The sequence below is a fragment of the Streptomyces sp. NPDC005784 genome (assembly GCF_042871525.1).
Classification (GTDB): Bacteria; Actinomycetota; Actinomycetes; order Streptomycetales; family Streptomycetaceae; genus Streptomyces.
This window is the reverse complement of sequence record NZ_JBIAIQ010000046.1, coordinates 39,743-65,445: the sequence shown is the minus strand read 5'-3', so window position 1 is coordinate 65,445 and position 25,703 is coordinate 39,743. Positions and strand designations below refer to the sequence as shown.

Sequence of the window (25,703 nt, the reverse complement as noted above, 5' to 3'; positions counted from 1 at the left end):
CCAGGAACACCACTGGCCACACACCTGGGTTTCTGATGGCCACCAGCCTGGTCATCCAACGGCCACCCACCTGGGCATCTCAGTGGCCGTTGACACCTGTTCCGGCGAATCGGACACAACGCTCCACGGAAGGCGATGGAAACGAGCCCGAGGTTCCGAGTGCACCGGCCGGGAGCCTCACGCTTGCGCCGGATGAGATTGCCACGTCAGGAGCATGAGACTCAGCGGCTGCCATACGCAACTCACCGACGGGAGAGCGTCTGTGTAGGCGGAGGCAGGCGGTCGCGGCCCGGATCGGCCGGGACCATCCCCACAGATACGGGGAGCCGGTTGGATGAGCTGGCGTTTCACCGTTGCGGAGGCTCGTTTTCAGAGGCTTTCAGAGATTCAGGCCAATAGTGCACGTGATGCTGTTCGCTTGAGACGGGCGCCGCTGGGCAACGCCGGTCGGGCATCTTAAACCCCCGGGCGGTCTTGAAGGACGAGGTCCTTGCGTGCGGTGTCGGAGATGTCGCCTGTTTTTTGAATCTTGTGTGTGACGTTGCGGTTTGCCTGTATGTATTGCCCGTGATCACGAGGGAGACGGGTATGCGTGGGATGCTGCCGCGGCTTGGGGGGCCGGCTCGGTCGGTGTGGGCCAAGCATGACCGCGACGCTGAGGGTTGGCTTCCGCTGTGGCGGCACATGGAAGACAGCGCTGCTGTTGCGGGCCTGATGTGGGATCGGTGGTTGCCTTCTGGGGTGCGGGCGTTGATCGCCGAGGCGTTGCCGGGAGGTGTCGCGGACGCGCGGGCCCTTGCAGTGTGGCTCGCTGGTGTGCATGACATCGGTAAGGCCACTCCTGCTTTCGCCTGCCAGGTCGATCAGTTGGCTGACGTGATGCGTGAGCAGGGCTTGGAGATGCGCTCGAGCAAGGCGATGGGGCCGGATCGGCGGCTGGCTCCGCATGGTCTGGCCGGGCAGGTGCTGTTGGCGGAGTGGCTGGAGGAACAGCTGGGGTGGGCTGCCGGCCGGACGGGACAGTTCACGGTGGCGGTCGGCGGGCACCACGGGGTGCCGCCTACGCATGGGCAGATCAAGGCCCTGTACGAGCATGAGGAGTTGCTGCGGACTCCTGGGCCGAGCGGCCGGGTTTGGCGCGCGGTTCAGACCGAGCTGCTCGACGTCTGCGCCGACCAATTCGGTGTGAGCGACAGGCTCGCAGACTGGGGGACGGTGCGGCTGCCTCAGCCGGTGCAGGTGTTGCTCACGGCGCTGGTCATCGTCTGTGACTGGATTGCCAGCAATCCTGATCTCTTCCCGTATTTTCCCGACGGGGCGTCCCGCAGCGACGAGGAGCGGCTTGCCGCTGCCTGGCAGGGGTTGGACCTGCCGGAACCCTGGCAGGCAGAGGAACCGGTCGCCAGTGCACAGGAATTGTTCGCGGCCCGATTCGGCCTGCCCATGGATGCGCAGGTGCGGCCCGTTCAGGCGGCGGCCGTTGAACTTGCCCGGGATATGGAGCGTCCTGGACTGATGGTCATCGAAGCGCCGATGGGAGAGGGCAAGACCGAGGCGGCGCTGGCGGTGGCCGAGGTCTTCGCCGCGCGGTCGGGTGCCGGCGGGGTGTTCTTTGCGCTGCCCACCATGGCCACGGGAAACGCTATGTTTCCGCGGCTGCTCGGCTGGCTGGAGCGGCTGCCCGGTGTACGGGATTCGCGTCGCTCGGTGCATCTGGCCCATTCCAAGGCGGCCCTGAACGATGATTTCGTGGACCTGATGGCCCGTGGGGGGAGGGTCGCGGCCGTCAATGTGGACGAGGTGGCCGACTCTTCCTGGCGGCGGGCGGACGCGCGGCGGCGTGTGGGTGCCGAGCTGGTGGCGCACGCGTGGCTACGGGGCCGGAAGAAGGCGATGCTGGCCTCGTTCGTGGCGGGCACCATCGACCAGTTGCTGTTCGCTGGGCTCAAGAGCCGGCACCTGGCGCTTCGTCACCTGGCCGTCGCCGGGAAGGTCGTCGTCATCGACGAGGCGCACGCCTACGACACGTATATGAGCGTGTATCTCGACCGGGTCCTGTCGTGGCTGGGGGCGTACCGGGTGCCGGTGGTGGTCCTGTCCGCGACGCTGCCTGCCGGCCGTCGCCGTGAGCTGGTGGAGGCGTACGCGGGCGGTGAACTCAAGCCTGCCGTCGGGCAGGCGGACGACGATGCGGAGACGGGTGCCTATCCGCTGCTCACCGCGGTCGCCCCGGGCGGAGCCGTTGTGGTGCGCTGTCCGCAAGCATCGGGCCGGTCCACCACGGTCGAGGTGGAGCCCCTAGCTGACGACTTGGACATGCTCGTCGATCGTCTGGAGGACGAGCTCGCTGGAGGCGGATGCGTTTTGGTGGTCCGCAACACAGTCAGGCGGGTGCTGGAAACCGCGCGTGTGCTGCAGGGCAGGTTCGGGGAGGGCGCCGTCACCGTCGCGCACTCGTGTTTCGTCGACATCGACAGGGCGCAGAAGGACCGTGACCTGCTCCGGCGTTTCGGGCCGCCAGGCAGAGACACTGAACGGCCAAAGGATCGGCACATCGTGGTGGCCAGTCAGGTAGCGGAACAGTCCTTGGACGTGGACTTCGACCTGCTGGTGAGTGATCTGTGCCCGGTGGACCTGCTCCTGCAGCGGATGGGCCGCCTGCACCGTCATCTGCGCGGGCAGGGGCAGAGCGAGCGCCCCGAGCGGTTGCGGACGGCCCGCTGCCTGCTCACCGGCGCGGACTGGGCGGCCGACGTACCCGCCCCTGTGCGGGGTTCGGTCGCCGTGTACGGACGGTTTGCTCTGCTTCGATCCGCTGCAGTACTGCTGCCTCACCTTGAGGGCGGGTCGCAAAGTCCGGTGCAACTTCCCTCGGACATCAGCCCGTTGGTGCAAAGTGCGTACGGGATCGGGCCGGTTGGGCCTGCGCACTGGGCCGAGGTACTGGCAGAGGCCCGTAGCCGATTTGACGAGCACCGGGCGGACCAGGCCGAACGGGCAGCCGTGTTCCGACTCGGTGAGGTTGGGCGTCCTGGAAGGCCGCTTTTCGGCTGGGTGGCGGCGGGGGTGGGCGACGCCGACGACAGCCGGACGGGACGTGCCCAGGTCCGCGACAGCCGAGAGAGTCTGGAAGTCGTTGTTGTGCAGCGGCGTGCTGACGGGACTCTCACGACCCTGCCGTGGCTGGAGCCGGACCGTAGAGGCAGGCGGCGAGGGGGTCTGGAGCTGCCGCAGGATCAGACGCCGACGCCGTTCGCGGGCCGTACGGCGGCCAGTTGCGGGCTGCGGCTGCCTCTGCAGTTCTCCTACGCCGAAACCATGGACCGGGCCATCGAGGAACTGGAGCAACTGTATCTGCGTGCCTGGCAGGGCAAGGACAGCCCCTGGCTCTCCGACCAGCTGATTCTCGCGCTCGATGAGAATTGTCAGACCCGTCTGGCAGGCTTCTGCCTCCGCTACAGCCCCCTTGACGGTCTGGAGGTGACCGGTGACCGCAACTGAACTTCCCGCACTGGGCGAGAACATGATCTCCTCGTTCGATCTGACCGACAAACCATGGATCGGGGTACTCCGATGCGACGGCTCGCAGGGCGAGCTGTCGTTGCGGGAGGTGTTCGCCCAGGCGGGCAGTCTGCGCCGTCTCGTCGGGGACGTGGCCACTCAGGAGTTCGCCCTGATGCGGCTGCTGTTGGCCATCGCCCACGACGTCTTCGACGGTCCGAGCGACATCGACCACTGGGACGACCTGCGCAGCAATTCCGACTGCTTCGCACCCGTCCCCGCCTACCTGGACGCGCACCGGGGGCGCTTCGACCTGCTTCACCCGCAGACCCCGTTCTTCCAGACGGCCGAACTGCGGACGGCGAAGGACGAGGTGTTCCCCCTCAACCGGATGGTCGCGGACGTACCCAACGGTGAGCCGTTCTTCACGGCCCGGATGCCTGGTGTGGAACGTCTTGCTTTCGCCGAGGCTGCCCGCTGGGTCGTCCACGCGCATGCCTACGACACCGCCGGCATCAAGACGGGCGTCGTCGGCGACGACCGGGTCAAGGGTGGCAAGGTCTATCCGCTGGGCACCGGATGGGCCGGCGGGCTGGGCGGCATCTTCGTGGAAGGCAACACGCTGCGGGAGACCCTCCTGCTCAATCTCGTAGCGTCCGACACGGAAGAACTCGACATTGCCGGGGATGACCGGCCCGCCTGGCGGCGTGAACCGTGTGGGCCGGGCAGCGCCCCGCACAACGCAACCGGCCCGCGCGACCTCTACACCTGGCAGTCGCGCCGGCTGCGCCTGCACCATGACGGCGAGGGCGTCCACGGCGTCGTCCTCGGCTACGGCGACCCGCTCGCCTCCCGTAACACGCACCAGCGGGAACCGCTGACCTCTTGGCGGCGCAGCAAGGCTCAGGAGAAGAAGCTGGGCCAGTCGCCGGTCTATCTTCCCCGCGAGCACGATCCGGCCCGTGCGGCCTGGCGCGGTCTTGAATCTCTTGTCGCCGACCGGGCGGAGACGACGCAGGGTCAGGAAGCGGCCGCATACCTGCGGCCGGGAGTGCTCGAGTGGATCGCCCGTCTGGTGTCCGACGGGCAGCTGCAGCGCAACTATCTCGTCCGGGCAAGGGTGATCGGCGCGGTATACGGGACGCAGCAGTCCGTGATCGACGACATCGTCGATGACCATCTCGCCATGCCCGTGGTCCTGCTGCACCGCCAGGACCGCTCCTACGCCCGGCAGGCCATCGGTGCGGCCGAGGATGCCGACCGGGCGGTGCGGGCCCTGGGGGACCTCGCCGCCGACCTGGCCCGCGCAGGCGGGAGTGAGCAGGAAGGGCCACAGGCGACAGCCCGCCAAACCGGTTTCGACGCGCTGGAAGAGCCCTACCGGCGCTGGCTGGCTTCCATGGCCAAGGCCAGTGACCCGTTCGCGCAGCGTCAGGAGTGGCAGCGCAGTGTGCGGCAGTTGGTCGCACGGCTCGGCGACCGTCTGATCGAGGCCGCCGGTGACGCCGCCTGGCAGGGCAGGACCGTCACCGACAAGAAGGGCACGCTGTGGCTGAGTGCAGGCCTGGCTGACGCGTGGTTCCGCGGACGCCTGGCCAGAGCGCTGGGGGATCCCGACGACACCGGTTCGGGCAACGGCGACCCACGTCCCTCTCACGAGTCTGCCGTCCTGCCGGGCCCCCAGCACGGCACGGGCGGCTCGGCCACCACCGACTCCTGCGAAACTGAGGTGCGCGTATGACCACCGCCCCGGCCCCGCCCACGGTGCGCTCCCGCGTCGCCGATCTCGCCGCTGCCCAGATCGTGCCCTGGCAGCAGGGTTACCTCAGCGACAGCCCCGCAGCCGTGGCCGCGCTCGCCCGCCTGCGCCGGGGAGCGGGCCGTAACGCCGCCGAGATCCCTGACCTGTGGGGCCTGGTCGACACCGGCCCCCTGCACGGGGGCAGCCATGAAATGCGTCCGTTGAGCGATGTGGAACTCGCCCGCGCCGAAGATGCTCTCTACACCGCTCTCACACTGTGGGCACTGCACCAGCAGTCCCGCGGCACACCGATGCATCGCGCCCACACCCGTGACCAGCCCAGAGGGCTGGGGGCGGCCGTTCGGCGCCTCATGCCGGCGAACGGCATCGACGAACCCGTCCTCAAACGCCTGGTGCGTGCCGGAACAGCAGCCGATCCGATCGTCCTGGCCCAGCGGCTGCGCGAGATCGTCGTCCTGCTGCGCCGCTCGGACATTCCGCTCGACTACGGCCTCCTCGCCGGCCAGCTCTACGCCTGGCAGTGGCCCGGTGGCGCGGAGAGCGTCCGCCGCAGCTGGGGCCGCTCCTTCCACAGCTGGCGGCCCGCCCGCAATTCCGGCGAGAACCCCACGACCGCCGCTTCGCATCCTGACCTCGACACAGACACCAAGGACGCCTCGTGAACCGCATCTTTTTGGACGTGCACGCCCTGCAGACCGTCCCGCCCAGCAACCTCAACCGGGACGACACCGGCGCGCCGAAGACGGCGATCTATGGAGGAGTACCGCGCGCCCGTGTCTCCAGCCAGGCGTGGAAGCGAGCCATTCGCACCTACTTCGCCGACGAACGCCTCCTGGACCCCAGCGAACTCGGCGTACGCACGAAGAAGATCGTGGAACTCCTCGCCGACCGGATCCAGGAAAGCAGCCCCGCCCTCACGCGGGACGACGCGCTGCGGCTCGCCGACGAGACCATCAAAGCGACCGGGCTGAAGACCGAGATCCCCAAACGGAAAGCGGACCAGGCCAAGGAAGGAGCGGCAGCGCCCGCTCCTGAAGCCAAGTACCTGGTCTTCCTCAGCGCCCGCCAACTCGACGGCCTGGCCGGCCTCGCACTCGACGGCGCCACCGACATCACGGCGTTCCTGAAAGACAAGAAGAACAAGGACCGCGCCCGGGAAATCGCGGACACCCGCCACTCCGTGGACATCTCGCTCTTCGGCCGGATGGTCGCCGACGCCGCCGACATCAACGTCGACGCCGCGGTCCAGGTCGCCCACGCCATCGGCGTCCACCGTGTGGAGAACGAATCCGACTACTTCACGGCCGTCGACGACGAAAACAGCGACGAGGAGACCGGCGCCGGAATGATCGGCACCGTCGAATTCAACTCCGCCACCCTCTACCGCTACGCCGCCCTCGGCGTGCACCAGCTTGCCGCCAACCTGGGCCAGGGCCTGCGGGACGACGAACCCCGAACCGAGCCTGTACGACGGGCCATCGAGGCATTCGTGCACGGCTTCGTCGCCTCACTGCCCACCGGCAAGATCAACACGTTCGGTCACCACACCCTGCCCGACGCCGTCATCGTCAAGCTCCGCACCACCCGGCCCGTCAGCTTCGTCGCCGCCTTCGAAGACCCCATCCGTGGTGACCAAGGCGGCCACGTCCGCGAAGCATGCGACCGGCTCGCCACCTACGCGCCGGACATCGAACGCACCTACGGAGACCAGGCAACCACGCTCACCTGGGTACTGCGCGTCGGTCCGAACACCCAAAAACTCGCCGATCTCGGCACCGAGTCCGAGACCTTGCGCGACCTCGTTGCCGCCGTCGGCCAAGCCGTCGCCCAACACCTGGATCAGCCCGCATGACCCGTACCAGCGTGCTGGTGCTGCGCCTGGCAGGCCCGCTGCAGTCCTGGGGGGCCTCCTCCCGTTTCACCCGCCGCACCACCGAGTCCGCTCCCACCAAGAGCGGCGTCATCGGCCTCCTCGCCGCCGCAGCCGGCATCGAACGCGACGACGACGAAGGCCTCGCCCCCCTGACAGCCCTGCGGTTCGGCGTCCGCATCGACCAACCCGGCACCCGCATACGGGACTTCCACACCGCGCACCACGCGGTCACCGGCAAGTCGATGCCCCTCTCGGAGCGCTTCTACCTCGCCGACGCCGTCTTCGTCGCCGCCGTCGAAGGCGACCCCACACTGCTCACCCGCCTGCACAGCGCCCTACGCTTCCCCGTCTACCCGCCCTTTCTCGGCCGCCGCTCCTGCCCACCCTCCGGTCCCGTCGACCTCGCCCTCCACGACGACGCCCGCCTCGAGGACACCGTGCGAGACATCCCCTGGCAAGCATCTGCCTGGTACCGCAGACGCCACCACCAGCCGCAGCAGCTGACCGTCCTCCGCGAAAAGACAGCAGACGACCCGGCACCCGCCGACGCCCTTCGCGACCAGCCGCTCAGCTTCTCCCCCGCACACCGGCGCCACGCCCTGCGCAGCGTCGTCACCGAGCAGGTGCCCCGCCCTCTGGACCCGTCGGGCAACGACCGGCGGCACGACCCCTTCGAGGCCCTGGCCGACGACCTCACCGATGTCCTGGATGAAGAAGGCGCCTGATGTTCCTCTCCCGCTTCCGCATCAACACCGCGCGCCCCGGAGCCCGCCGCCTCCTGTCGTCGCCGCAGGCCCTGCATGCCGCCGTCATGTCCTCGTTCCCCAACCTGCTGCCCACCGATACGCCGGCCCCCGACACTCCCCGCGTGCTGTGGCGCCTGGACCAGCCGGCCCGCGCCGAGCTCATGCTCTACGTCGCCAGCCCCGACCGACCCGACATGACCCACCTGGTCGAACAGGCCGGATGGCCCGCCGCAGCCGACCCGGAGAACCCCGGATGGCGCACCCGCCCCTACAAGCCGTTCCTCGACCGTCTCAGCACAGGCGACCACTGGGCGTTCCGGCTCACCGCGAATCCGGTCCACTCCATCCGCCGCAAGGACGGCGAGCCCACGAAGATCACCGCCCACGTCACACCCACCCACCAAATGAGCTGGCTGCTCGACCCACGACGCCAGGAACGCTGCGGCTTCCGCATCCTCGAAAAGCCCACCAGCAGGCGGCTCCTGCCCGACGGCACCACCCACGCCGGGGCATCCCACCACGGCGACCGCTACGCACTGACCGTCAGCGACACACGGCCTCTGTCCTTCGACAAATCCCGGGCAGCCGACGGCAAACGCGGCGGCAAACCCGTCACCGTCCTCACGGTCACCTTCAACGGCCAACTGGAGATCACCGACCCCGAAGCCCTGCGCCGCTCCCTCACCCAGGGCATCGGCCGGGCCAGAGCATACGGCTGCGGCCTCCTCACCCTTGCTCCCATCGCCACGGACTCCCGGGCCGTTGCATGACGACGGTCTCCCAACGCGCGGCGTTGACACCCCGGCAACTCACCCGCACCGGCGAGCGCCTCTCCTTCATCTACCTGGAACGCTGCACAGTGCACCGCGATGCCAACGCCATCACGGCACAGGACGCCGAAGGAACGACCCACATCCCCTCCGCAACCATCGGCACCCTTCTGCTCGGACCCGGAACACGCGTCACCCACCAGGCCATGAGCGTGCTGGGCGAGACGGGAGCGGCCGTCTGCTGGGTCGGCGAGCGAGGGGTGCGCTACTACGCCTCCGGCCGCGCCCTGAGCCGCTCCTCCACGCTAATGGAAGCCCAGGCCCGGCAATGGGCCAACCCACGCAACCGCCTCGCAGTGGCCCGCGACATGTACCGGCTGCGCTTCCCCGACGAAGATCCCTCCAGCCTGACCCGACAACAACTCCTCGGCAGCGAGGGACGCCGCGTCAAGGACTGCTACCGCGCCGAAGCCGCCCGAACCGGCGTCCCCTGGAGAGGCCGCCGCTACATTCCCGGGAACTTCGCCGACGCCGATGCCGTCAACCAGGCCATCACCGCCTCAGCCCAGTGCATGTACGGCATCGCACACGCCGTCGTCACCTCACTGGGCTGCAGCCCAGCACTGGGCTTCGTCCACTCCGGCCACGAACTCTCCTTCGTCCTGGACATCGCCGACCTCTACAAGACAGAGATCGGCATCCCACTGGCATTCGACACAGCAGCAGAAGGAGAGGAGGACATCGGCTCCCGAACCCGCCGCGCCCTACGAGACCGCATCAACGAGTCCTCCCTCCTCAACCGCTGCATCGACGACATCAAACGCCTACTCCTTTCAGGAGCACCCGAATCCACCACCGCCAACGTCGACCGGGACGTTGTCACCCTCCAGAGCGACGGCGGCCACGAAGTCCCCTCCGGCGTCAACTACGACGGGCCGGACGACTACGAGGACGTCAGCTGGTGACCGTCATCGTCCTCACCAACTGCCCCGCCGGACTGCGCGGCTTCCTCACCCGCTGGCTGCTGGAAATCTCCGCAGGCGTGTTCGTAGGCAACCCCTCAGCCCGGATCCGCGACGTGCTCTGGGACGAAGTCCAGCAGTACGCAGGCCAGGGCCGCGCCCTCCTCGCCCACACCAACAACTCCGAACAGGGCTTCACCTTCCGTACCCACGACCACAGTTGGCACCCGACAGACCATGAAGGCGTCACCCTGATCCGTCGGCCAGATCCCGCCACAAGAGCCACCGACCCGGCTTCCGAAAGCGGGCCGCCCTCCGGCTGGAGCAGGGCCGCGAAGCGCCGACGCTTCGGCGGAGGCCGATAATCAGCGAGCAGTAGCCTGGATCGCGGTCGGGCAGTACCCCGGGACCGTGTGCAGGGAGCAGGCTTCGCGCGCCAGGTCCCCGACTGTCGGGTAGGGACGATCCCCGCGGGCGCGGGGAGCAGCTTTACAACTCGCGCAACGACCTGGCGAGCATGGGACCATCCCCGCGCGGGCGGGGAGCAGGTGTGGGCGATCACCTTTGCGGAGCGCAGGCTGGGACCATCCCCGCGCGGGCGGGGAGCAGCTCATCCGGCTCCGGCTCGGGGATGGCGTCGCGGGACCATCCCCGCGCGGGCGGGGAGCAGGCGAGGGCGAGGGCGAGGTCGTTGTCGACTTCGGGACCATCCCCGCGCGGGCGGGGAGCAGCCGCTGTCCAGGTCGATGCCGAGGAACATGCCGGGACCATCCCCGCGCGGGCGGGGAGCAGCGTGATGCCGATCAGTTCCCTGGGTGCGGCCGGGGACCATCCCCGCGCGGGCGGGGAGCAGTCGGGGCCGAGGCCGCAGACGCAGACGCTCGGGGGACCATCCCCGCGCGGGCGGGGAGCAGGGGGCGGAGCGCCACGGGTGCCTCCTCGGGGAGGGACCATCCCCGCGCGGGCGGGGAGCAGTTGAACAGTCGCCAGTTCCTAGGCGGCCGACGGGGACCATCCCCGCGCGGGCGGGGAGCAGGACTCCACCCGCAGCGCGTTGTTGGTGTTGGCGGGACCATCCCCGCGCGGGCGGGGAGCAGCTCCCGGCCGAAGTGCTCGCCACGTCCGGGCTGGGACCATCCCCGCGCGGGCGGGGAGCAGTGCCGGGGGCGCGGCATCGTGGCGTGCACGGTGGGACCATCCCCGCGCGGGCGGGGAGCAGGGCCAGAGGCGCGCTGGGGTCCGCGAGTTGGGGGGACCATCCCCGCGCGGGCGGGGAGCAGTTGGGCTGCTTCACGGCGAGGTTGGTGAAGACGGGACCATCCCCGCGCGGGCGGGGAGCAGGCTTGGGGGATCACGATGGAGCTCACCGGATCGGGACCATCCCCGCGCGGGCGGGGAGCAGTCGGACACGAAGCACGGCATCGCCGCCCAGGCGGGACCATCCCCGCGCGGGCGGGGAGCAGGCTGCCTGACCTGCGACGCTACCGGGCTGACAGAGCGTTTCCAATGACTTTCACCGATCCCGGCAAATCGGGCAAAATATCTCCTCGTGTGGTCTGGCCTGCAGATCTACGTCCATTACCGAGTCTATGAGGTAGCGCCTTACTGCCGGTGATACTTCAGCGGCCTGCGCGCCGGGCTGCCATGGTCGGACTCGTGGTTGAGCTGACCGCGGGCGTCCCAAGTGCTCGGCAAGCAATGTGCAATCACGGGTTGCGCAGCGTCGAGTACCACCTCAATGCGTGTGTCCTTGCGCATCAATCCAGGTCCAACGCAGCTGATGTATGAGGCCGCTGCGCACGTTGAGAAGCCGTCGGTCTTCAGGCTGCACATTCAACCCGGCCGTACAAAGCAGGACCATCCCTGCTTCCTTCCAGAGGCGGCACGCACCCGACCTGCCGGGCAGGCTCTCCGGCTGCGTCCCGGAGGCGAGCGTTTAGACCGTCCCGGAGCCAGCGCTTCCTAGCGGGGTGACGTCCCTGATCGGGTCTGTGGTCGGCCCAACCAAGAGGCCAACCATGGGTTTTGTATCTCCATCGTGTCCGTGGTCGGGGCCCCTTGGTCGGCGGTCGGGTCGGGGTCTGCGGGTTTCCTCGAGGTCATTAAGTACGTGATCTGACCTGGGAGTTTGACTATGTCTCCTGGCAAGCAGGCACTACGGCGCGGCAGTGCCCCTTCAAGGGCCGCAGGCGTAGAGCTGGAGAAGATGAGGCGCCGTGCGCGGGTGTCGCGCTTGATCCTGTTCACGGCGATCACGGCCGGTCCCGTCGCCTTGGGTGTCGCAGTGATGTCCCGGCAGGCCACCGTTGCCGCCGCCCCATCGGATGAGACGGCCTCGGTCTCTGTGCGCACTGCGGCCACCGGGGCCGACCCTGCGGGCTATGCGCAGCTGTTCGTCGACGTCTGGCTGCGCAGCAGCGCCGACAATGCGAGCACTGCGCAGGCACGGCTTGCGCAGTCCCTCGCGCCTGGTGTCGACCTGCCGGACCGCATCGCCGGTGTGCAATCGGAACCGGCGTCGGTGACTGCGGTGCGCAGCGTTCGGCGCCGTGTCGGTGTGTGGGCAGTGACGGTGGCTGCGCAGTACGCGGGTGGACGGCCGCGCTACTTCGTCGTCCCTGTGACCACCGATGTGAGCGGCGCCTCGTTCGCCGTGACCGGCGCCCCCGGTGTCGTGGCCGGCCCGGCGCACGCGGCGGTGAGCCGGTCGCCGTATCGGGTGAGTGTGTTGCCCGAGGGTGATCTGGCCTCAGCCATCGACGAGTTCTTGGGGGCATATCTGACCGGGGCCGGGGAGGTGGACCGCTATCTCGCGCCTGGGGTGCAGCTGTCGCCCATCTCCCCCGCCCCGTACACCGCGGTCACCGTTCAGGAGGTCTCGGGCACCGAGGCGACTACGGCCAACGAGAAGGTGCCAGCCGACGGCGCGAAGGCGCGAGTCCTCGCCCAGGTGGAAGCCCGGGACACCGCAGGTCGGTGGCCGCTGGCGTACGAGCTCACGCTCAAGGCCCGCTCGGGCCGTTGGGAAGTTGCCGCGCTTGAGTCCGGCACCGCTCAGGGCGGGGGTGCCCGGTGACCACGGTGCACAGTTTGCTGATCGCCGGGCAGCTCAACGACCTCGGTGACTCGTGGATCAACATGTTCAGGCAGTGGGCTACCAAGGGCCTGCAGGCCGGCCTCGTCTGTCTCGTCGTCACGATCATGATCCAGAAGTTCAGCCTCAAGGCTGGTATCGGTGCCCTGCTCTTGATGATCGTCGCGCTCGGGCTGTACAACTCGCGGGACAGCCTCGCGAGCATGTTCGAGGACGAGGTGAAGAACCCGTCGAAGAGCGCGGGCGCCGTCCCTGGCATCGTCCAGTCCGAACTCCTCTTGTCCCGTGGCGATTCGCCGGGCGGCGGGGGCCGGCTGTGAGCGCCGGATCAGCGGGGCGAGTGGGGCGCTTTTACACCGCTGCTCGACGCCACCCTTGGGTGCTGGGCAAGGTCGCCGACTGGAGGATCCCGCTTGGCCCCTACACGCCTGCGCAGATCGCGGTTGCGGTCGGGGGCGGCTTCCTGTTGGTGAAGAGCATCAGCTGGTGGTCGTGGATGGGGCCGGTACCGATAGTCGCGTGGGTGCTGGCGATCTGGGCGGTACGCCAGCCGAGAATCGCCGGCCGGGCGCCGGTGCAGGCTGCTGTGGGCTGGGTGCTGCTCGGCTGGCAGCCGCGGGGAGGGCGGATCGGCGGACGAGCAGCCCGCGACCGTACGCCGCGGCCGCTGCTCGGGGCATTCACCATCGAGGATGCGCCCCCGCCCGACCTCGCCATAGCGGCCTCGGACTCAGCGGCTCGGCGCAACGCCCTTCAGACACCACTCCCCCAACCGGCCGCCGACCGCTCATCAGCGCGCCACCGCCCGCAACCGCCTGCTCCCGTCGTACGGGCGGGGCCGGTGTCGGGCGTGCAGCAGCTGGTCGCGCTCGCCCAGCAAGGAGGTGTGCGGTGAGGGTTCCGATCCGTCACATCGCCGGGCACCTGGTGTGGTCGATGCAGGGCAGCGTGTGGGCCCTCTACCGCCTGCATCCGGGCCCGGATGCCCAGGGACAGCGTGAGGAGACCATCCAGGGCACCTATGTGCCTGCAGCTGTCCGGGATGAGCAGCTGGCAAAGATCACTCACTTGGTGCGGTCGCTGCCCGGGGCGCGGCTGTTCGGTCTGTGCGCGCAGGTCGACCCGGGTGAGGTCGCGCTGCGGATGATCGAGGGCATCGAGCCAGCCGAGCAGGCGCCCGGGGCGGGCCGGCACCCGTGGGTGGAGAACGTCGAGGCCACTTTGGATCTGCTGGACGGCCAGGAGATGCATCGCCGCACCCTGTGGCTGGCCGTGCCCCTGCAGACCGAGACCGCGGGTGTGCGGGTCTCGGCGTCGCTCGGCGCAGCGTGGGCCGAGATCGCGCCGCTGCTGGGCGTCCGGCCAGCCCCTGTGGCACGGCGTGAGGTGAGCGCCTGCCGTGAGCAGGCGTCCAGGGTGGAGGCCGCGCTCACCGGCGGTGTCGTCTTCCGTCCGGCCCGCCCGGCAGAGATCGTGTGGATGGTCCAGCACGCCCTGCACCGCGGTCTCGCGGAGCCTTTGCTGACTGAGGCAGAAGCCTCTGATCTGTACGACGGGCAGGTCCGTGACGGTGTGCTGCGCTCCCCCAGCTACGCCGACCTCGGCCAGGCCCGCCTCCAAGAGGGCGGCCTCAACCCCAGCCTGGACGACGTCGAGGAGCTCAAGAGCGCGGGCCGTATCACCAGGTCGGGCCGCAAAGCCTGGTGGCGGCTGAACACGAGCTCGCCGCTGGGGCGGCGCTGGCTCCAGGTCGAGTCCGACAGCGGAATCGGCTACCAGACACACCTGGTGCTGGCCGAGTGCCCGCCCGCTGTGAGCCAGGATGCCGCGGATTTGTTCGCCCAGCTGGAGAGCCTGGACTTCCCCGTCGACTACACGGTGGACCTCACCCTCGTGTCTGCGGAGAAGGCACGCGCTCAGGTGCGGCGCAAGAAGACCGAACTGATCGACCAGGCCGACCAGTACGACGCCCGCCCGACCGGCATGCCCGCCTCGCTCACCGAGGCTGCTCGCGACCTGGGCGAGCTCGACGCCCGTCTGTCGCGCACCAGCGTGGAGGTCGAGGTGCAGTCGGTGACCGTACTGACCGTGTGGGGACCGACCGCTGCCGTCTGCGACGCCCGGGCCCGCGCCCTGACCGCGCTGCTCGGCGGCGCCGACTACCGGGCAGTGCGCCCGGCCGGCCTGCAGGAGGCCCTGTTCACCCTGGGCCTGCCCGGCGCTGTACGACCAGGCGTGGTGCGGGAGTTCACCCAGCACCAAGTCAGCGAGGACTGGGCGCTGAGCGGTGCCTTCACCGTTTCGGAGGTCGGCGACCCGGCCGGCATGTTCCTCGGCATCGACCTGGACAGCGGCACGACCCGCCCCGTGATGATCAACGTGGCGGACGCGCCCAAGGTCGATGCCTCGGCTTCCATGGGCGTCGTCGGGGATCTCGGCGCGGGCAAGAGCGTGCTGCAGAAACTGATCGCGGAGGCGGTCTGGGCGCGCGGCGGCTGCGCGATCTGCATCGACCGCACCCCGGTCCGCGAGTGGGCCGCGTTCGCCCGCACCGCAGCCGCAGGCCGCGTCCAGATCATCGACGCCGCCCAAGCCGAGGTGTCCATCGATCCGCTGCGCGTGTTCGACGGGCCCGAAGCCCGCCACTACGCCTTGTCCTATCTCACCCTGCAGCTCGGCATCGGCCCGATGAGCACCAGTGGGGAGGTCCTCCACCACGCCGTCGGGCAGGCTGCCGCGGGCAGCGTTCCGTCGATGCACCGCGTCCTTGAGGTCCTCGAGGAGATGGCCGCGAACGAGTCGGGTCAGCGGAAGGACGCGGCTTCAACTCTCGCCGGCCTCATCCGTGTCGTCGCCAACAGCTCTTTGGCGCGGTTGGTGTTCGATCCGACGCTGGCGCCGGTACGGCTGGACGCCTCCAGCACTACCGACATGATCGTCATCACCACGGCAGGGCTGACGCTTCCGCCTATGGCCGCGTTCGACAAGCCCGAAGTCCTGCGCCAGCAGCCGCTGGAGGCGTTGATCGGCCGTGCGGTGCTCTATCTGATCGCGGCGATCGCCCGGCAGACCGCGTTCGAGGATCCGGAGCGGTTCACCGCCGTGGTCCTGGACGAGCTGTACTGGCTGACCTCCTCGGCCGAGGGCACCGCTCTGGTCCACGAGATCCTCCACGACGGCCGCAAGCACGGTGCCGGGCTCTTGGCGGGCTCGCACGACGCCGCCGAACTCGGCCCCGACCGCGGATTGATGGCCTACCGGGCGCTCGCCCGCACGGCCGATCGCGAGCGTGCGCGGCGCGGCCTGGAGTTCGTCGGGCTCGATCCCGACGACGGCGAAATGCTGCGGCTGGTGACCACCGGCTTGTCCCCTGTCGGGCGCAGGGGCAGGGAGGGCGAATTCCTGCTGACCGGCCCGCGGCAGAACACCGGCCGCATCAAGGTCGTCATCCCTCGGATCGAGCGGATCAGCGCCTCCATCACCACCACTCCAGGACGTCGCCCGGGCGCTGCCCCGCCCACCGTGCCTGTACCCGGTGAGGCCCTGGATCCCCGTCCGGAGGAGCACGTCAGATGATCACGTCTTGTGGGGGCCGCTCGCGGCGCCTCGCCGCAGCCGCAAGGGCTCTCACGGCGCTCACTGTCGCTGTTGGTGTGCTCGTCCTGGCGTGCGGGGCGAGTCTGCCGGAGAGCTGGTGGCCGCGCACCGGCCGGGCCTTCGCCACCGACGCCACCCCTACGCCCGCAGACACGTGCGGTCGAATACCCGGTCCGGCCAAGGTGTACTGCCGGCGCGGCCGGCTCTCCACCGGTGCCGGATCCGCCCCGGCCGACGGTGACGCCGCCGCATGGAGGCTCCTGCCCGCCGCGACCGCGATCGGGGCACTCGTGATCTGGCGACGCTGCACGCCTACGCGACAGGGACGGGCTTGAGATGCTCCGTCCAGACCGCGGAACGCTGCGCTCGGCCGGCTTTGTCTTGCTGCTCACCGCTGTGTTCGTCATGGTCAACAGCCAGGTCGTGTACGCGGCCGGCAGTACCAGTGGGAGCGGCGACCTGCTCGCCCCTTTGAACATCGCGTCCTCTGAGGGCGTGCCGATCGACGGATACGACCTGAACGCCGAGGGCGGATCCATCGTCGCCTTCAAGACCCAGGCGCTCGCGTTCGCGCTGTCCGGGCTGTTCACCTTGATCCGGCTGCTCGTCGGCCTGGCGGGATGGGCCGTCGAGGTTGCTTTCCGCTTCCCTCTGCTGAAGATCCTGGTCCATCCGGCGCAGAAGGTCGCCGACACCTACACCGGGGTGGTCGTTGACTCGCTCGGGCTGAAGGGTCTGCTGCTGGCGTGGGCGTTTGTGTTCGCCGGTTTCATGATCGTGCGTGGCCGGGTGGGCCGTGGTCTCGGCGAGATCTTCCTGACCTTGTTGATCGGGGCGTTCGCCGCCTCGGCGTTCGTGCGCCCCGACACTCTGCTGGCCCAGGACGGGCCACTGGGGCAGTCCCAACAGGTGGCCGCCCAGGTGGCGCAGGAGTCCGTGAATTCCTACGACTGGGGCGGCAAGCTGGCCAGCACAGACCCGTGCGACGATCTGGCCGGCAACGCCGAGATCAGGTGCCTGCGGCTCGAGGGTGAGGGGCCCGTATCCGCGGCGGAGGTGGCCCGGCCCCTGCAGGACTCGATCACGAACGCGCTGATCGTCAAGCCGTACATGCTGCTGCAGTACGGGCGCATCCTTGATCCCGCGAAGCCCGCCGACCGTAAGGCCTACGCCGTCCACCTGAAGTGGATCACCGGAGGGTACAAGGTCGGCGCGCACGTCACCGACGAGGGAAGGAGCGCCTGCAGGAAGATCCACGGTCCGGCCAAGAAGTACTGCGAAAGCGGCTACACCGAAGGCACCCAGAAAGCGGACGACCGGAACGAAGGCCTGCCGGCGTTCACTCCCGGCGGCCAGCTCCTGGACGCCTCCAGCGCGATCGTCACCGACGAGGACCGCGAGTTCTACAGCTTCCTGCAGGACATGAAGAGGTCCGGCGCCGTCGGCAAGTCCTGTGCCGCTTACGCCGAAAAGCCCACCTGGTGGCGAGTCGGCGGCGCCGCCCTGCTGCTGGTCGCCGCCCTGTTCATCTGCGGCATGCTGCTCTCGTCGGCGATCGTGCTGCTGGGTACTCAGGGCGTCTGCGCAGCCGCTGCGGCCGCCGGCGCCGTCACCTTCATCGCGGGCATGCTGCCCGGGCCCGCACGGCAGAGCGTGTGGAAGTGGCTGTCGCTGTGGGGCATCTCCGTCCTGGCCGTGGTCGCGATCTGCGCGTTCGTGCCGTTCTTCGGCATCGCTGTCGATGCCACCGTCACCAACGGGCCCGACCTGATGGTCGAGCGGATCCTCTTGATCGACGTGCTGGCCATCGCCGGTGCTGCCGGACATCGCCGCCTTCTGTCGGGTGTCACCTCGTTCGGCCGGCGCATGGCGATGCGGATGCGCTACGCCAAGGTCGGCGGCACCCACCTGCCCGGCGACACCAGCGAACTCGGTGCCGCGCTGGCCATGAACTCCCCCGCCGTGTTCGGCGGTTACGGCGGGGGCCTGCGGACTTTCACCGGCGGCGGGGGTGGCGGCCGGTTCGGGCTGCTGGGGACCCGCCAGCGTCTGATGGGCGCCCTCACCTCCCTCACCGACGGCGCGGGCATGCCCGTCGACACCGGAGGGATGCTGGCCGATGCGACGGCCGAGGCACGGCGCGGGCTTGCCCCGCTCACCGCGGCGGCCGCCGTGGGCGGGCTGGGAGTACGGCTGGGGGTGAGGGGCGGGCACTGGCTGCTGATCGGCCGCCGCCCGGACCGGGAGCAGCTGGCCAAGTGGCGCAAGCCCACCGCCGACGGCGACCCCCAGGCCGGCAGTCCGCCGGGGACAGCGTCTGGCGGACCGGGTGGTGGTCCGGGCGGTGCGGGGCCGCAGCGGCCGGGCGGGCCCCCTGACCGCTACCGCGATGAGGACGGTCTGATTGTGGACCGGCGCTCGGGGCGGGTGCTGCACGACCAGAGTGCCGACCGCACGCTGCTCTCCACGCGGGCGCACAACCGGCTGGTGCGCTTTCGCGGATATCGCATCCTGCACCGGGGCGGACGTGTCGCGTATGGGGCGACGGCCGGCCTGCCGGCGAATGCCGGCCGGGCGCGCTCGGGCGGATCGCGGTATGCGCAGGATGCGCGCCAGCAGGTGCGGGTGTGGGGCAACACCGTCCGCGAGGACGGCCAGGCCTGGGCAGAGACGGGGCGTCATGTGGCCCGTGCCGTGCGGGAGAACAGCGACAGCGGAGGCCCAGGCCCCTTCACCGGCCGCCGCCTGCCGGCCGCAGCCACACCGGCCCCGCCTGCGCGCCCGGCAGTTTCCGGCCGTCCCGGACCGGCCACCGCCCGGCCGGGCGCGCAGGCGTCTTCGGCCGGGGGCAGCAGCAGGCCGGCAAGCACGCCGAATGCCCCGAACCGTCGCGCGGGCGGCAGCGCCGCGTCTTCGGCGCGCCCCGCACCGGCCACGGCGGGCGCGGACCCGGGTGCCTCCGGCGCGGGAAGTACGCGCAGCACGCCGCGGGATGAGGCGCGTGCCCGGATGCGGGAGCTGATGCGGCACAACGCGCCTGAGGCGGAGCCCGGGCGTCAGGCTGATCGGCTGCGTGAGATGCGGGCGCGGTGGCGGGCCGAGGACGGTGAGGGCGGGTGAGGCGGCCGTCGCGGCGTCGTCTGGGGCGATGGGGATGCGTGGTGGTGTTGCTGGGGTTCACTGGCGTGTGTTGCGCGGCTCCGGTGTCGAACGCGATCAGCGCGTATGTGGCGCTGCGGACCGGGCTTCAGGACGAGGGCGGGATCGCTGTGGGCGGCAGCGCTGCGGACATTCCCGCCCGGATGCTGAGCGCCTACAAACGGGCTGTCCAGCAGGTCGGAAAGTACAGGCCCGGCTGCCGGGGGATGCGCTGGCCGGTCCTGGCCGGGATCGCCAAGGTCGAGTCGAACCATGCCATCGGCCGCAACGTGGCGGGCAACGGCGACATCCGCCCGAAGATCTACGGGGTGCTTCTCAACGGCTCCGGGGCCGGTGGGAACACCACCGTGGTCCCGGACAGCGACGGCGGACGGTGGGACGGCACCGCCGGCGGGGAGCGGGCTGTCGGGCCGTTCCAGTTCCTGCCCTCCACCTGGGAGCACATCGGGAAGGACGCGAACGGCGACGGGACGGCCGATCCGCACAACGCCGACGACGCTGCCCTGGGCGCGGCCCTCTGTCTGTGCGGTAACGGCCGTGACCTGGCGCAGCGTTCGCAGCTCGAGGCGGCCCTCTGGCAGTACAACCACTCGAGTGCGTACGTCGCGAACGTGCTGGGCTGGATCGATCAGTACACGGCGGCCGCCAAGGACCCGGATCTGACGAAGGTGTCGGGGAAGGCCCGCCAGGTGATCGAGGCGGCGCTCTCCCAGCGCGGTGTTCCCTACGCGTGGGGCGGCGGCAACGCGCAGGGGGCGTCGTACGGGGTGTGCTGCTCGCCGAGCGGCAAGAGCGGCGCGGGTATCAAGGGCTTCGACTGCTCGGGGCTGACCGTGTTCGCCTACGCCCAGGCCGGACTGCGGCTGCCGCGCACCGCAGCCACGCAGGCTGCCCTCGGGCGGCGTATCCCGGCCGGTCTCGGCGCCGGCGCGCTCCTGCCCGGTGATCTCGTCTTCTATGCCGACGCTCCCGGCCGCGACGCGACGATCTATCACGTCGGGATCTACCTGGGCGGCGGGCAGATGGTCAACGCCGCCCGGCCGGGGACCGTAGTCCGCCTGGACGCGGTCGATGCAATGCCCGGGTATGCGGGAGGGGCACGATTGCTGTGACCCCCTCCCCGTGTAGTTTCCGGCTGAAGATGGCGGTGTCCACGTGAGGTGTCGCCACCATGTCAGTCGACCGGCTTCCCTGACGGTTGCGGTCCGTGCCGGATCGCGGTCGCCGGCGGAGTTCAAGGTCCAGGCTCGCTCAGCGGCAGAGTTCCATGATCGAGTCGTCGAAGTCCGGGAACTCCTGGGCTGCCTGCTCGATCACCGCTGCGGCCCGCTGTTCTCGTTCCGGGGCAAAGCGCTTCGCCACAGCAGTGAACGCCTCATTGGGCTGCGCAGTCCAGTCCGGCTCGTAGTCGGTGGCAGCCTCCCAGGGGCCGAAGCCGCCCGCGAGCAGCCACAGAAAGTCGCCAAGGCTGCGGGCCACGACACCCGTCTCACCCTCGGAACCGAGAAACACGACGGGCTGGTCGGCGAGCGGCTGGTCAGGGCGTATCAGCCAGAAAGCTGCGTAGCCGCCCGAGCCGTCCATGCCGAATACGCGGAAGGCGTCGCCGCTGAGTTCCGAGTTGCCGGTCCAGGCCCGGAACCAGTCGGTGGTGTCCTCGCCGGTCAAGAAGGCCGGGAAGGGCTCGAAGTCGACCCCGTCGCCGTCGTTGTATTCGAAGGGAAGGGCAAGGGCGGCGGCGAGCGCGGCGGGAATCTGTCGATCATCGGTAGATGGCACGCCGACAGGCTAATTGCCGCCACTGACAGCCGTTGGCGGGCGCCCGGTGTCACTGCCGTCGGCCAGGCGGATCGCCACCGAGGGCTACCAGCTGCCCGAGGTGAAGTCGCGGCTCTTCCTCCACGTGCACCGCAGAAGGTGACAGTTCACATGGACAAATCCACTGACGTCCCCTGGAAGACTGCCCATGGTCGCAGGTCACGAGGCAAGCCGATGACATGTGGCAACGGCCCCTGTCCCCCGGCGCGTTCGCTGCGCCTGCTGCTGATCGCCGTGGCCCTGGCCGCGGCCGGAGTGGTTCTGCTGGCGGTGCCGCATGCACCGAGCACACCTGCGGCCCCGGCATCACCGCGCGCGGCCACTCCCCCGTCCCAGCACCCAGCAGCCGCTTCAGGCGCCCGCACGCCGCGGACCGGCACGCTCGCGCAGGCCGTGGCATCGAGCGCTGCGGCCACCGCTTCGACGCAGCCGGCCGGCAGGTGGGGGCTGTCGGGGTTGGCGCCGCACGGCGAGGGTGTGGCCGGTGATGCTCTCATCCAGCAGTCGTTGGACGATGCCTGGGCCGCCGACCTTGGCGCCGCCGAGGAGCGTCGGCTACTTGCGGCAGGTCGTGGGCTGCTGCGGGCGGATGTCACGGGAGTCGGCCGCGCCCGGTGGCCCGCGATCTTCGGTATCCCGGGCCGGGCGGTCGCTCCGGCGTTCGCCACTGTTCGCTTTCGTATCCAGGCTGCTGTGGCCCGCCGCGATGGCAGCGCGGAGCGGGCGGTGGTGCATCTGGTGTGGGCGGGCATGGACCGCGGCGGCACCTACACCGACCGGCGTCTTGCCGACTGGCATTTCGTGCGTACGTCGACGAGAGGAGTGTCCGTGTGGACGCCTCAGCCCCGCATCTGAGCAACGGGCCGGCCGGCGTGATGGCCGGCGGCCGGCTTGTTGGCCTGTGGGCCGGCCTGGCCGAGACAGTCGGCTGGCTGTGCCATCACTGGTATCTGCCTCTGCTGGCCGCCGCGGCGGCCTGGGGCGTGGGTGAAGTCGTCGTGCGGCGCCTTGCGTTGAAGGCTTCGGCGGAGCGGATGGCGCTCGAGCTGGAGGCGGCCCGGCACTTCGACCCGGGGCTGGAGGAGATTTTCCGTCGCGGCGTGCAGCTCGCCCGCGCCTCCACCAGCATGCCCTGGTGGGCGCCGCGCCGTACCAAGGCGGTGCAGATCCGGCTGCGGGCCGATGGCTCACGCCCGTTGCGCTACCGCATCGAGGGGCCGGTCGGTGGTGAACGGCTGCTGTCCATCACGCCGTTCGGCCCCGCGGTCACCGTCACCCGGGCCCGGCCGATCACCGACAAGCCGCGCAAGCACACGGTGCGGGCCGAGTTCGTGTTGCGGGGCAAGCCGATCGCCCCGTTGCGGGAGGTGCCGCTTCAGCCCGACCCGCTCCAGCCTCTCGTCGACGCGGTCTGTGATCTGCGTGCGGACCTCGGCGACCTCGCCGAGATCCGCCTGGACATCCAGCGGGCTCCGAAATGGGCGTTGCGGGCGCGGCGGTTGCATCTGATGCAGGCCGCGCGCCGCGCTGAGCGCCGTGAGGTCCGGCGTTCTGTTCACTGGATGCGCCGGGATGCTGCGGGGATCGAGGACTCGCTGGGCCGTCAGTTCTGGCAGCTGGTGGGTTCACGGGGCGGGTCGGCGGGGGTTGGGCGGCGGCTGGTGATGCCGCCGGTGCCGCGTCGTATCGATCCCGATGAGGCGCTGGGCAAGCTCGCGCATGACGATCAGCTGGTGCGGGTGCAGCTGCTGGTCACCTGCGCCTCCGACATCGAGGGGCGGTCCGAGGCGCGGCTGGGGCAGCTCCAGGCCGCCTTCGACGTGTTCGGTGCGCAGTCGCGTTGGGCGATGCGTGGTCTGCGACTCGGGCCGTGGCGGGTGGGTGCCGACCGGTGGCCCAGCCGTCGTGCTTTCGAGCGGCGGTGGAGGTACGGGCACTGTCAGCCGCCTCGGGCGAACTGGGTGCGGCTGGAGGAGGTCACGGGTCTGCTCAAGCCGCCGACCGTGCACTGCCGTCTGCCGCTGCTGGCGCCGGAGTTGCCGTCGTTCGAGTTCGGTAATCCTGCTCTGCTGCTGCAGGGCATTCACCGGGCGCCCGACGGGCGCCGTCGGCTGGTGGCCACCTATGCGGAAGAGACCTTGTTCGAGTGTGCGGTCGGCAAGGCGGGCGGCGGGAAGACCGAGCGTGCCCTGGCCCAGGCGATCGGCTGGGCGCATGCCGGCGGCGGGCTGATGTTCCTGGATCCGCATCGTGACTCCTGGCCGCGTGCTGCACCGTTTCTCGCGCACGCTGCGCTGATGGATCGCATTGCCTTGGTCGATCTCAACGCGGTCGGCTCCACGCCCCGGGTCGGCTCGTGGAATCCGCTCGGCTTGCACCAGGGACAGGGCCCGGCTGCGCATGAGGTCGTGGAGGCGGTCGCCGACGGTTTCGCCGCGGCGCTGGGCTGGGACGATGCCGCAGCCCCGCGCGCGCTGACCATCCTGACCGCTGCGCTGTCCGTCCTTGTGGCCGTCAACCAGGCTGCCTGTCAGGCCGGCCGGCCCGAGGACCAGGCCACGCTCTTCCAGGTGCGGTCCCTGCTCACCGACCCCGCCTTTCGGTCCGCGGCACTGGCCGCTGTAGGGGACCGGCTCGATGAGGAGATCCGCTCCTGGTGGCAGAGCGTCTTTCCGACCTTTCCCGCCGACGCGTTCGCCGTCGTTCTCAATCCGCTGGGCCGCCTGGCCGCCAACCCGGTCACCCGCGCCTTCCTCGGCCAGCCGGCCGGCGTCTACGACATCCGCACCGCCATGGACCAGCACATGATCGTGTGGGTGTGCCCCGGCGGCAACGGGCCCACCGACCGGCTCCTGACCGCGCTGCTCGCCCACGATCTGCTGCGTGCCGTGCGCTCCCGCCGGGACACCCCCGCAGCCCGGCGGGTGCCGTTCCGCGCCTACTTCGACGAGCTGATCACCCTGACCGGCGCCGCGCCCGAGACGATCGCCGCCATGTTCGAGGACTTCCGCAAATACAAGGTGCACGTCCACGGCATGACCCAGCTCCTGGCCCGGCTACCCGGCCCGGTGCGGATGTCGCTGACACAGAACGCTTCAAGTCTGGCGACCACCGCTGGATCACGGACCGCGGTCGCGGCGATCACCGCCGAGTGGGGCGACCACCCCAGTCCCGAGCAGGTTGCCGCTCTGGACCGCTACGAGCACTACACGACGCTCACCGTCCACGGCCGGCGTATCGGCCCCCTTCAACTGCGTGGCCCCCACCTCGACGACGTATTCACCGACCAGGCCCGCCACCGCAACGTCCCAGCCCTCGAGCACGCCGCCCGCACGGCTGCCCACGCTCTGCCGCTCGATCAGCTCACCCGCCGCACGGCCGGCCATCTCGACCGCGTCAGCGCCTTCCTCGCCCAGCAGGCCACGAGATCGTCCGCGCGTCCCAACGCCCAGAAGGGATACCAGTGACCAGCGCGCCAGCTGCCGCCGGGCCGTCCCGGTTCACGCCCAGTCCCCTCGAGCCGCTCCCCCACCAGCTGCTGGCCGCCGTCGCCCAGCACCGCATGGCCACCACCAGCCAGCTTCATCAGCTCCTGCGCCCCGACGCGAGTCGCCAGACCATCTCCCGCCCCCTGAACCAGCTCCGAGGCCGCGGCCTGCTCGACCACGTCGTGCTGCCCAACTCCAACCGCACCCGTGCCTGGTACCTCACGCCCGATGGGGCCCGCCTCACCCGGGATTGGCCCGGCCTGCGCGGACGCCCGCCCTACCCGATCACCTCGGCCACCGCAGCCTCGATGAAGACCCCCCACACTCTGACAACGCTCCGCGCCCACCTCGCCTTCGCGGCCGACGCCCGCCGCCGCGGTGATGAACACGGCCCTCTCGACTGGACCCCCGAGGTGGCCCACCCTCTCGGTGACCGTGAACGCGTCATCGCCGACGCCGTCCTGCACTACACCCTCAACGACAGCCGACAGCGCCGAAAACTACGCGCATTCATCGAAATCGACCGCACCACCATGAGCAGCGAACGCCTCGCAGCAAAGCTGATCGACTACGCCCGACTCTGGTCCCACCACCCCCCGGCCGCCAACCGCCGACACCCCGGCCCGCGCACCGAGGCCGGCCCGCTGTGGCAGCGCTGGTATCCGATCTACCCCCGCATCCTGTTCATCCTCACCGGCGCCTCCCCCCAGCGGCTCGCCCGCCGGATCGGAGACCTGCAGGACATGACCGCCCAGCACCCCCACGTCGCCGCCCTCGCCCGCGAAGTCCCCCTCGGCGCGGCCACCCTCGACGACCTCGAAGCCCACTCCCCCAGCGCACCCGTATGGATCCCGCTCGCCGGCAGCCCCGAACCCCGCCCCTGGCACACCCTCCACCCATGAGTTCGCTTACGCAAAGCCAAAGTGTGACTGC

18 protein-coding genes and 1 CRISPR repeat array are annotated in these 25,703 nt (G+C 70.0%); of the genes, 17 read left to right on the top strand and 1 reads right to left on the bottom strand.

The annotated features are described in order from the left end of the window. Nucleotides 1-684: 684 nt before the first annotated feature. The 14 genes from cas3 (at nt 685) to ACFYR3_RS39795 (ending at nt 20,576) form a co-directional block, all read left to right on the top strand. Nucleotides 685-3,501: a CRISPR-associated helicase Cas3' gene (cas3, locus tag ACFYR3_RS39860; protein ID WP_389286987.1), complete on the top strand. Its 2,817-nt coding sequence runs from the start codon at nt 685-687 to the stop codon at nt 3,499-3,501. A 22-nt stretch (nt 3,502-3,523) separates the two neighbouring features. Further along, on the top strand, nt 3,524-5,242 hold the full coding sequence (gene casA, locus ACFYR3_RS39855; RefSeq protein ID WP_389287001.1) for a type I-E CRISPR-associated protein Cse1/CasA: 1,719 nt from the start codon (nt 3,524-3,526) through the stop codon (nt 5,240-5,242). Then, a complete protein-coding gene (gene casB / locus ACFYR3_RS39850; protein ID WP_389286985.1) occupies nt 5,239-5,925 on the top strand; it encodes a type I-E CRISPR-associated protein Cse2/CasB in 687 nt (228 codons plus the stop codon). The genes casA and casB overlap by 4 nt, the downstream gene beginning before the upstream one ends. Beyond that, nucleotides 5,922-7,115: a type I-E CRISPR-associated protein Cas7/Cse4/CasC gene (gene cas7e / locus ACFYR3_RS39845; protein WP_389286983.1), complete on the top strand. Its 1,194-nt coding sequence runs from the start codon at nt 5,922-5,924 to the stop codon at nt 7,113-7,115. The genes casB and cas7e overlap by 4 nt, the downstream gene beginning before the upstream one ends. Beyond that, the gene (cas5e, locus tag ACFYR3_RS39840; RefSeq protein WP_389286981.1) at nt 7,112-7,861 is read left to right on the top strand and encodes a type I-E CRISPR-associated protein Cas5/CasD; all 750 of its coding nucleotides are present in this window, start codon (nt 7,112-7,114) and stop codon (nt 7,859-7,861) included. Before cas7e ends, cas5e begins: the two co-directional genes overlap by 4 nt. Then, nucleotides 7,861-8,652 carry a type I-E CRISPR-associated protein Cas6/Cse3/CasE gene (gene cas6e, locus ACFYR3_RS39835; RefSeq protein WP_389286979.1) on the top strand — a complete coding sequence of 264 codons (792 nt, stop codon included), beginning with the start codon at nt 7,861-7,863 and terminating at the stop codon, nt 8,650-8,652. The genes cas5e and cas6e overlap by 1 nt, the downstream gene beginning before the upstream one ends. Then, on the top strand, nt 8,649-9,617 hold the full coding sequence (gene cas1e, locus ACFYR3_RS39830) for a type I-E CRISPR-associated endonuclease Cas1e (RefSeq protein WP_389286977.1): 969 nt from the start codon (nt 8,649-8,651) through the stop codon (nt 9,615-9,617). The genes cas6e and cas1e overlap by 4 nt, the downstream gene beginning before the upstream one ends. Beyond that, nucleotides 9,614-9,979 carry a type I-E CRISPR-associated endoribonuclease Cas2e gene (gene cas2e / locus ACFYR3_RS39825; protein WP_389286975.1) on the top strand — a complete coding sequence of 122 codons (366 nt, stop codon included), beginning with the start codon at nt 9,614-9,616 and terminating at the stop codon, nt 9,977-9,979. Before cas1e ends, cas2e begins: the two co-directional genes overlap by 4 nt. 32 nt (nt 9,980-10,011) lie before the next feature. Then, nucleotides 10,012-11,077: direct repeats of the CRISPR family, unit length 29 nt; unit sequence GGGACCATCCCCGCGCGGGCGGGGAGCAG. 671 nt (nt 11,078-11,748) lie between these two features. Further along, a complete protein-coding gene (locus tag ACFYR3_RS39820; RefSeq protein WP_389286973.1) occupies nt 11,749-12,690 on the top strand; it encodes a conjugal transfer protein in 942 nt (313 codons plus the stop codon). Then, nucleotides 12,687-13,028 carry a hypothetical protein gene (locus tag ACFYR3_RS39815; RefSeq protein ID WP_389286971.1) on the top strand — a complete coding sequence of 114 codons (342 nt, stop codon included), beginning with the start codon at nt 12,687-12,689 and terminating at the stop codon, nt 13,026-13,028. The genes ACFYR3_RS39820 and ACFYR3_RS39815 overlap by 4 nt, the downstream gene beginning before the upstream one ends. Then, the gene (locus tag ACFYR3_RS39810; protein ID WP_389286969.1) at nt 13,025-13,603 is read left to right on the top strand and encodes a hypothetical protein; all 579 of its coding nucleotides are present in this window, start codon (nt 13,025-13,027) and stop codon (nt 13,601-13,603) included. The genes ACFYR3_RS39815 and ACFYR3_RS39810 overlap by 4 nt, the downstream gene beginning before the upstream one ends. Continuing rightward, a complete protein-coding gene (locus ACFYR3_RS39805) occupies nt 13,600-16,284 on the top strand; it encodes an ATP-binding protein (RefSeq protein ID WP_389286967.1) in 2,685 nt (894 codons plus the stop codon). The genes ACFYR3_RS39810 and ACFYR3_RS39805 overlap by 4 nt, the downstream gene beginning before the upstream one ends. Before the next feature lie 357 nt (nt 16,285-16,641). Further along, a complete protein-coding gene (locus ACFYR3_RS39800) occupies nt 16,642-19,425 on the top strand; it encodes a hypothetical protein (RefSeq protein ID WP_389286965.1) in 2,784 nt (927 codons plus the stop codon). An 83-nt stretch (nt 19,426-19,508) separates the two neighbouring features. Further along, nucleotides 19,509-20,576 carry an NlpC/P60 family protein gene (locus ACFYR3_RS39795; RefSeq protein ID WP_389286963.1) on the top strand — a complete coding sequence of 356 codons (1,068 nt, stop codon included), beginning with the start codon at nt 19,509-19,511 and terminating at the stop codon, nt 20,574-20,576. A gap of 139 nt (nt 20,577-20,715) precedes the next feature. Here ACFYR3_RS39795 and ACFYR3_RS39790 read toward each other — a convergent pair whose 3' ends face one another. Then, nucleotides 20,716-21,243 (bottom strand): SMI1/KNR4 family protein, encoded by a 528-nt coding sequence (locus tag ACFYR3_RS39790; protein ID WP_389286961.1) that lies wholly within the window; start codon nt 21,241-21,243, stop codon nt 20,716-20,718. A gap of 150 nt (nt 21,244-21,393) precedes the next feature. On the opposite strand from ACFYR3_RS39790, the gene ACFYR3_RS39785 reads away from it, so the two are divergent. From ACFYR3_RS39785 to ACFYR3_RS39775, 3 genes are read left to right on the top strand one after another with little or no spacing between them, the layout of a single operon-like run. After that, nucleotides 21,394-22,137, top strand: coding sequence for a hypothetical protein (locus ACFYR3_RS39785; protein ID WP_389286959.1), 744 nt, complete (start codon nt 21,394-21,396; stop codon nt 22,135-22,137). After that, nucleotides 22,113-24,749 (top strand): ATP/GTP-binding protein, encoded by a 2,637-nt coding sequence (locus ACFYR3_RS39780; protein ID WP_389286958.1) that lies wholly within the window; start codon nt 22,113-22,115, stop codon nt 24,747-24,749. Before ACFYR3_RS39785 ends, ACFYR3_RS39780 begins: the two co-directional genes overlap by 25 nt. Next, entirely contained in the window at nt 24,746-25,672 is a 927-nt protein-coding gene (locus ACFYR3_RS39775) for a replication-relaxation family protein (RefSeq protein WP_389286956.1), read from the top strand. The genes ACFYR3_RS39780 and ACFYR3_RS39775 overlap by 4 nt, the downstream gene beginning before the upstream one ends. The last annotated feature ends 31 nt before the right edge of the window (nt 25,673-25,703 follow it).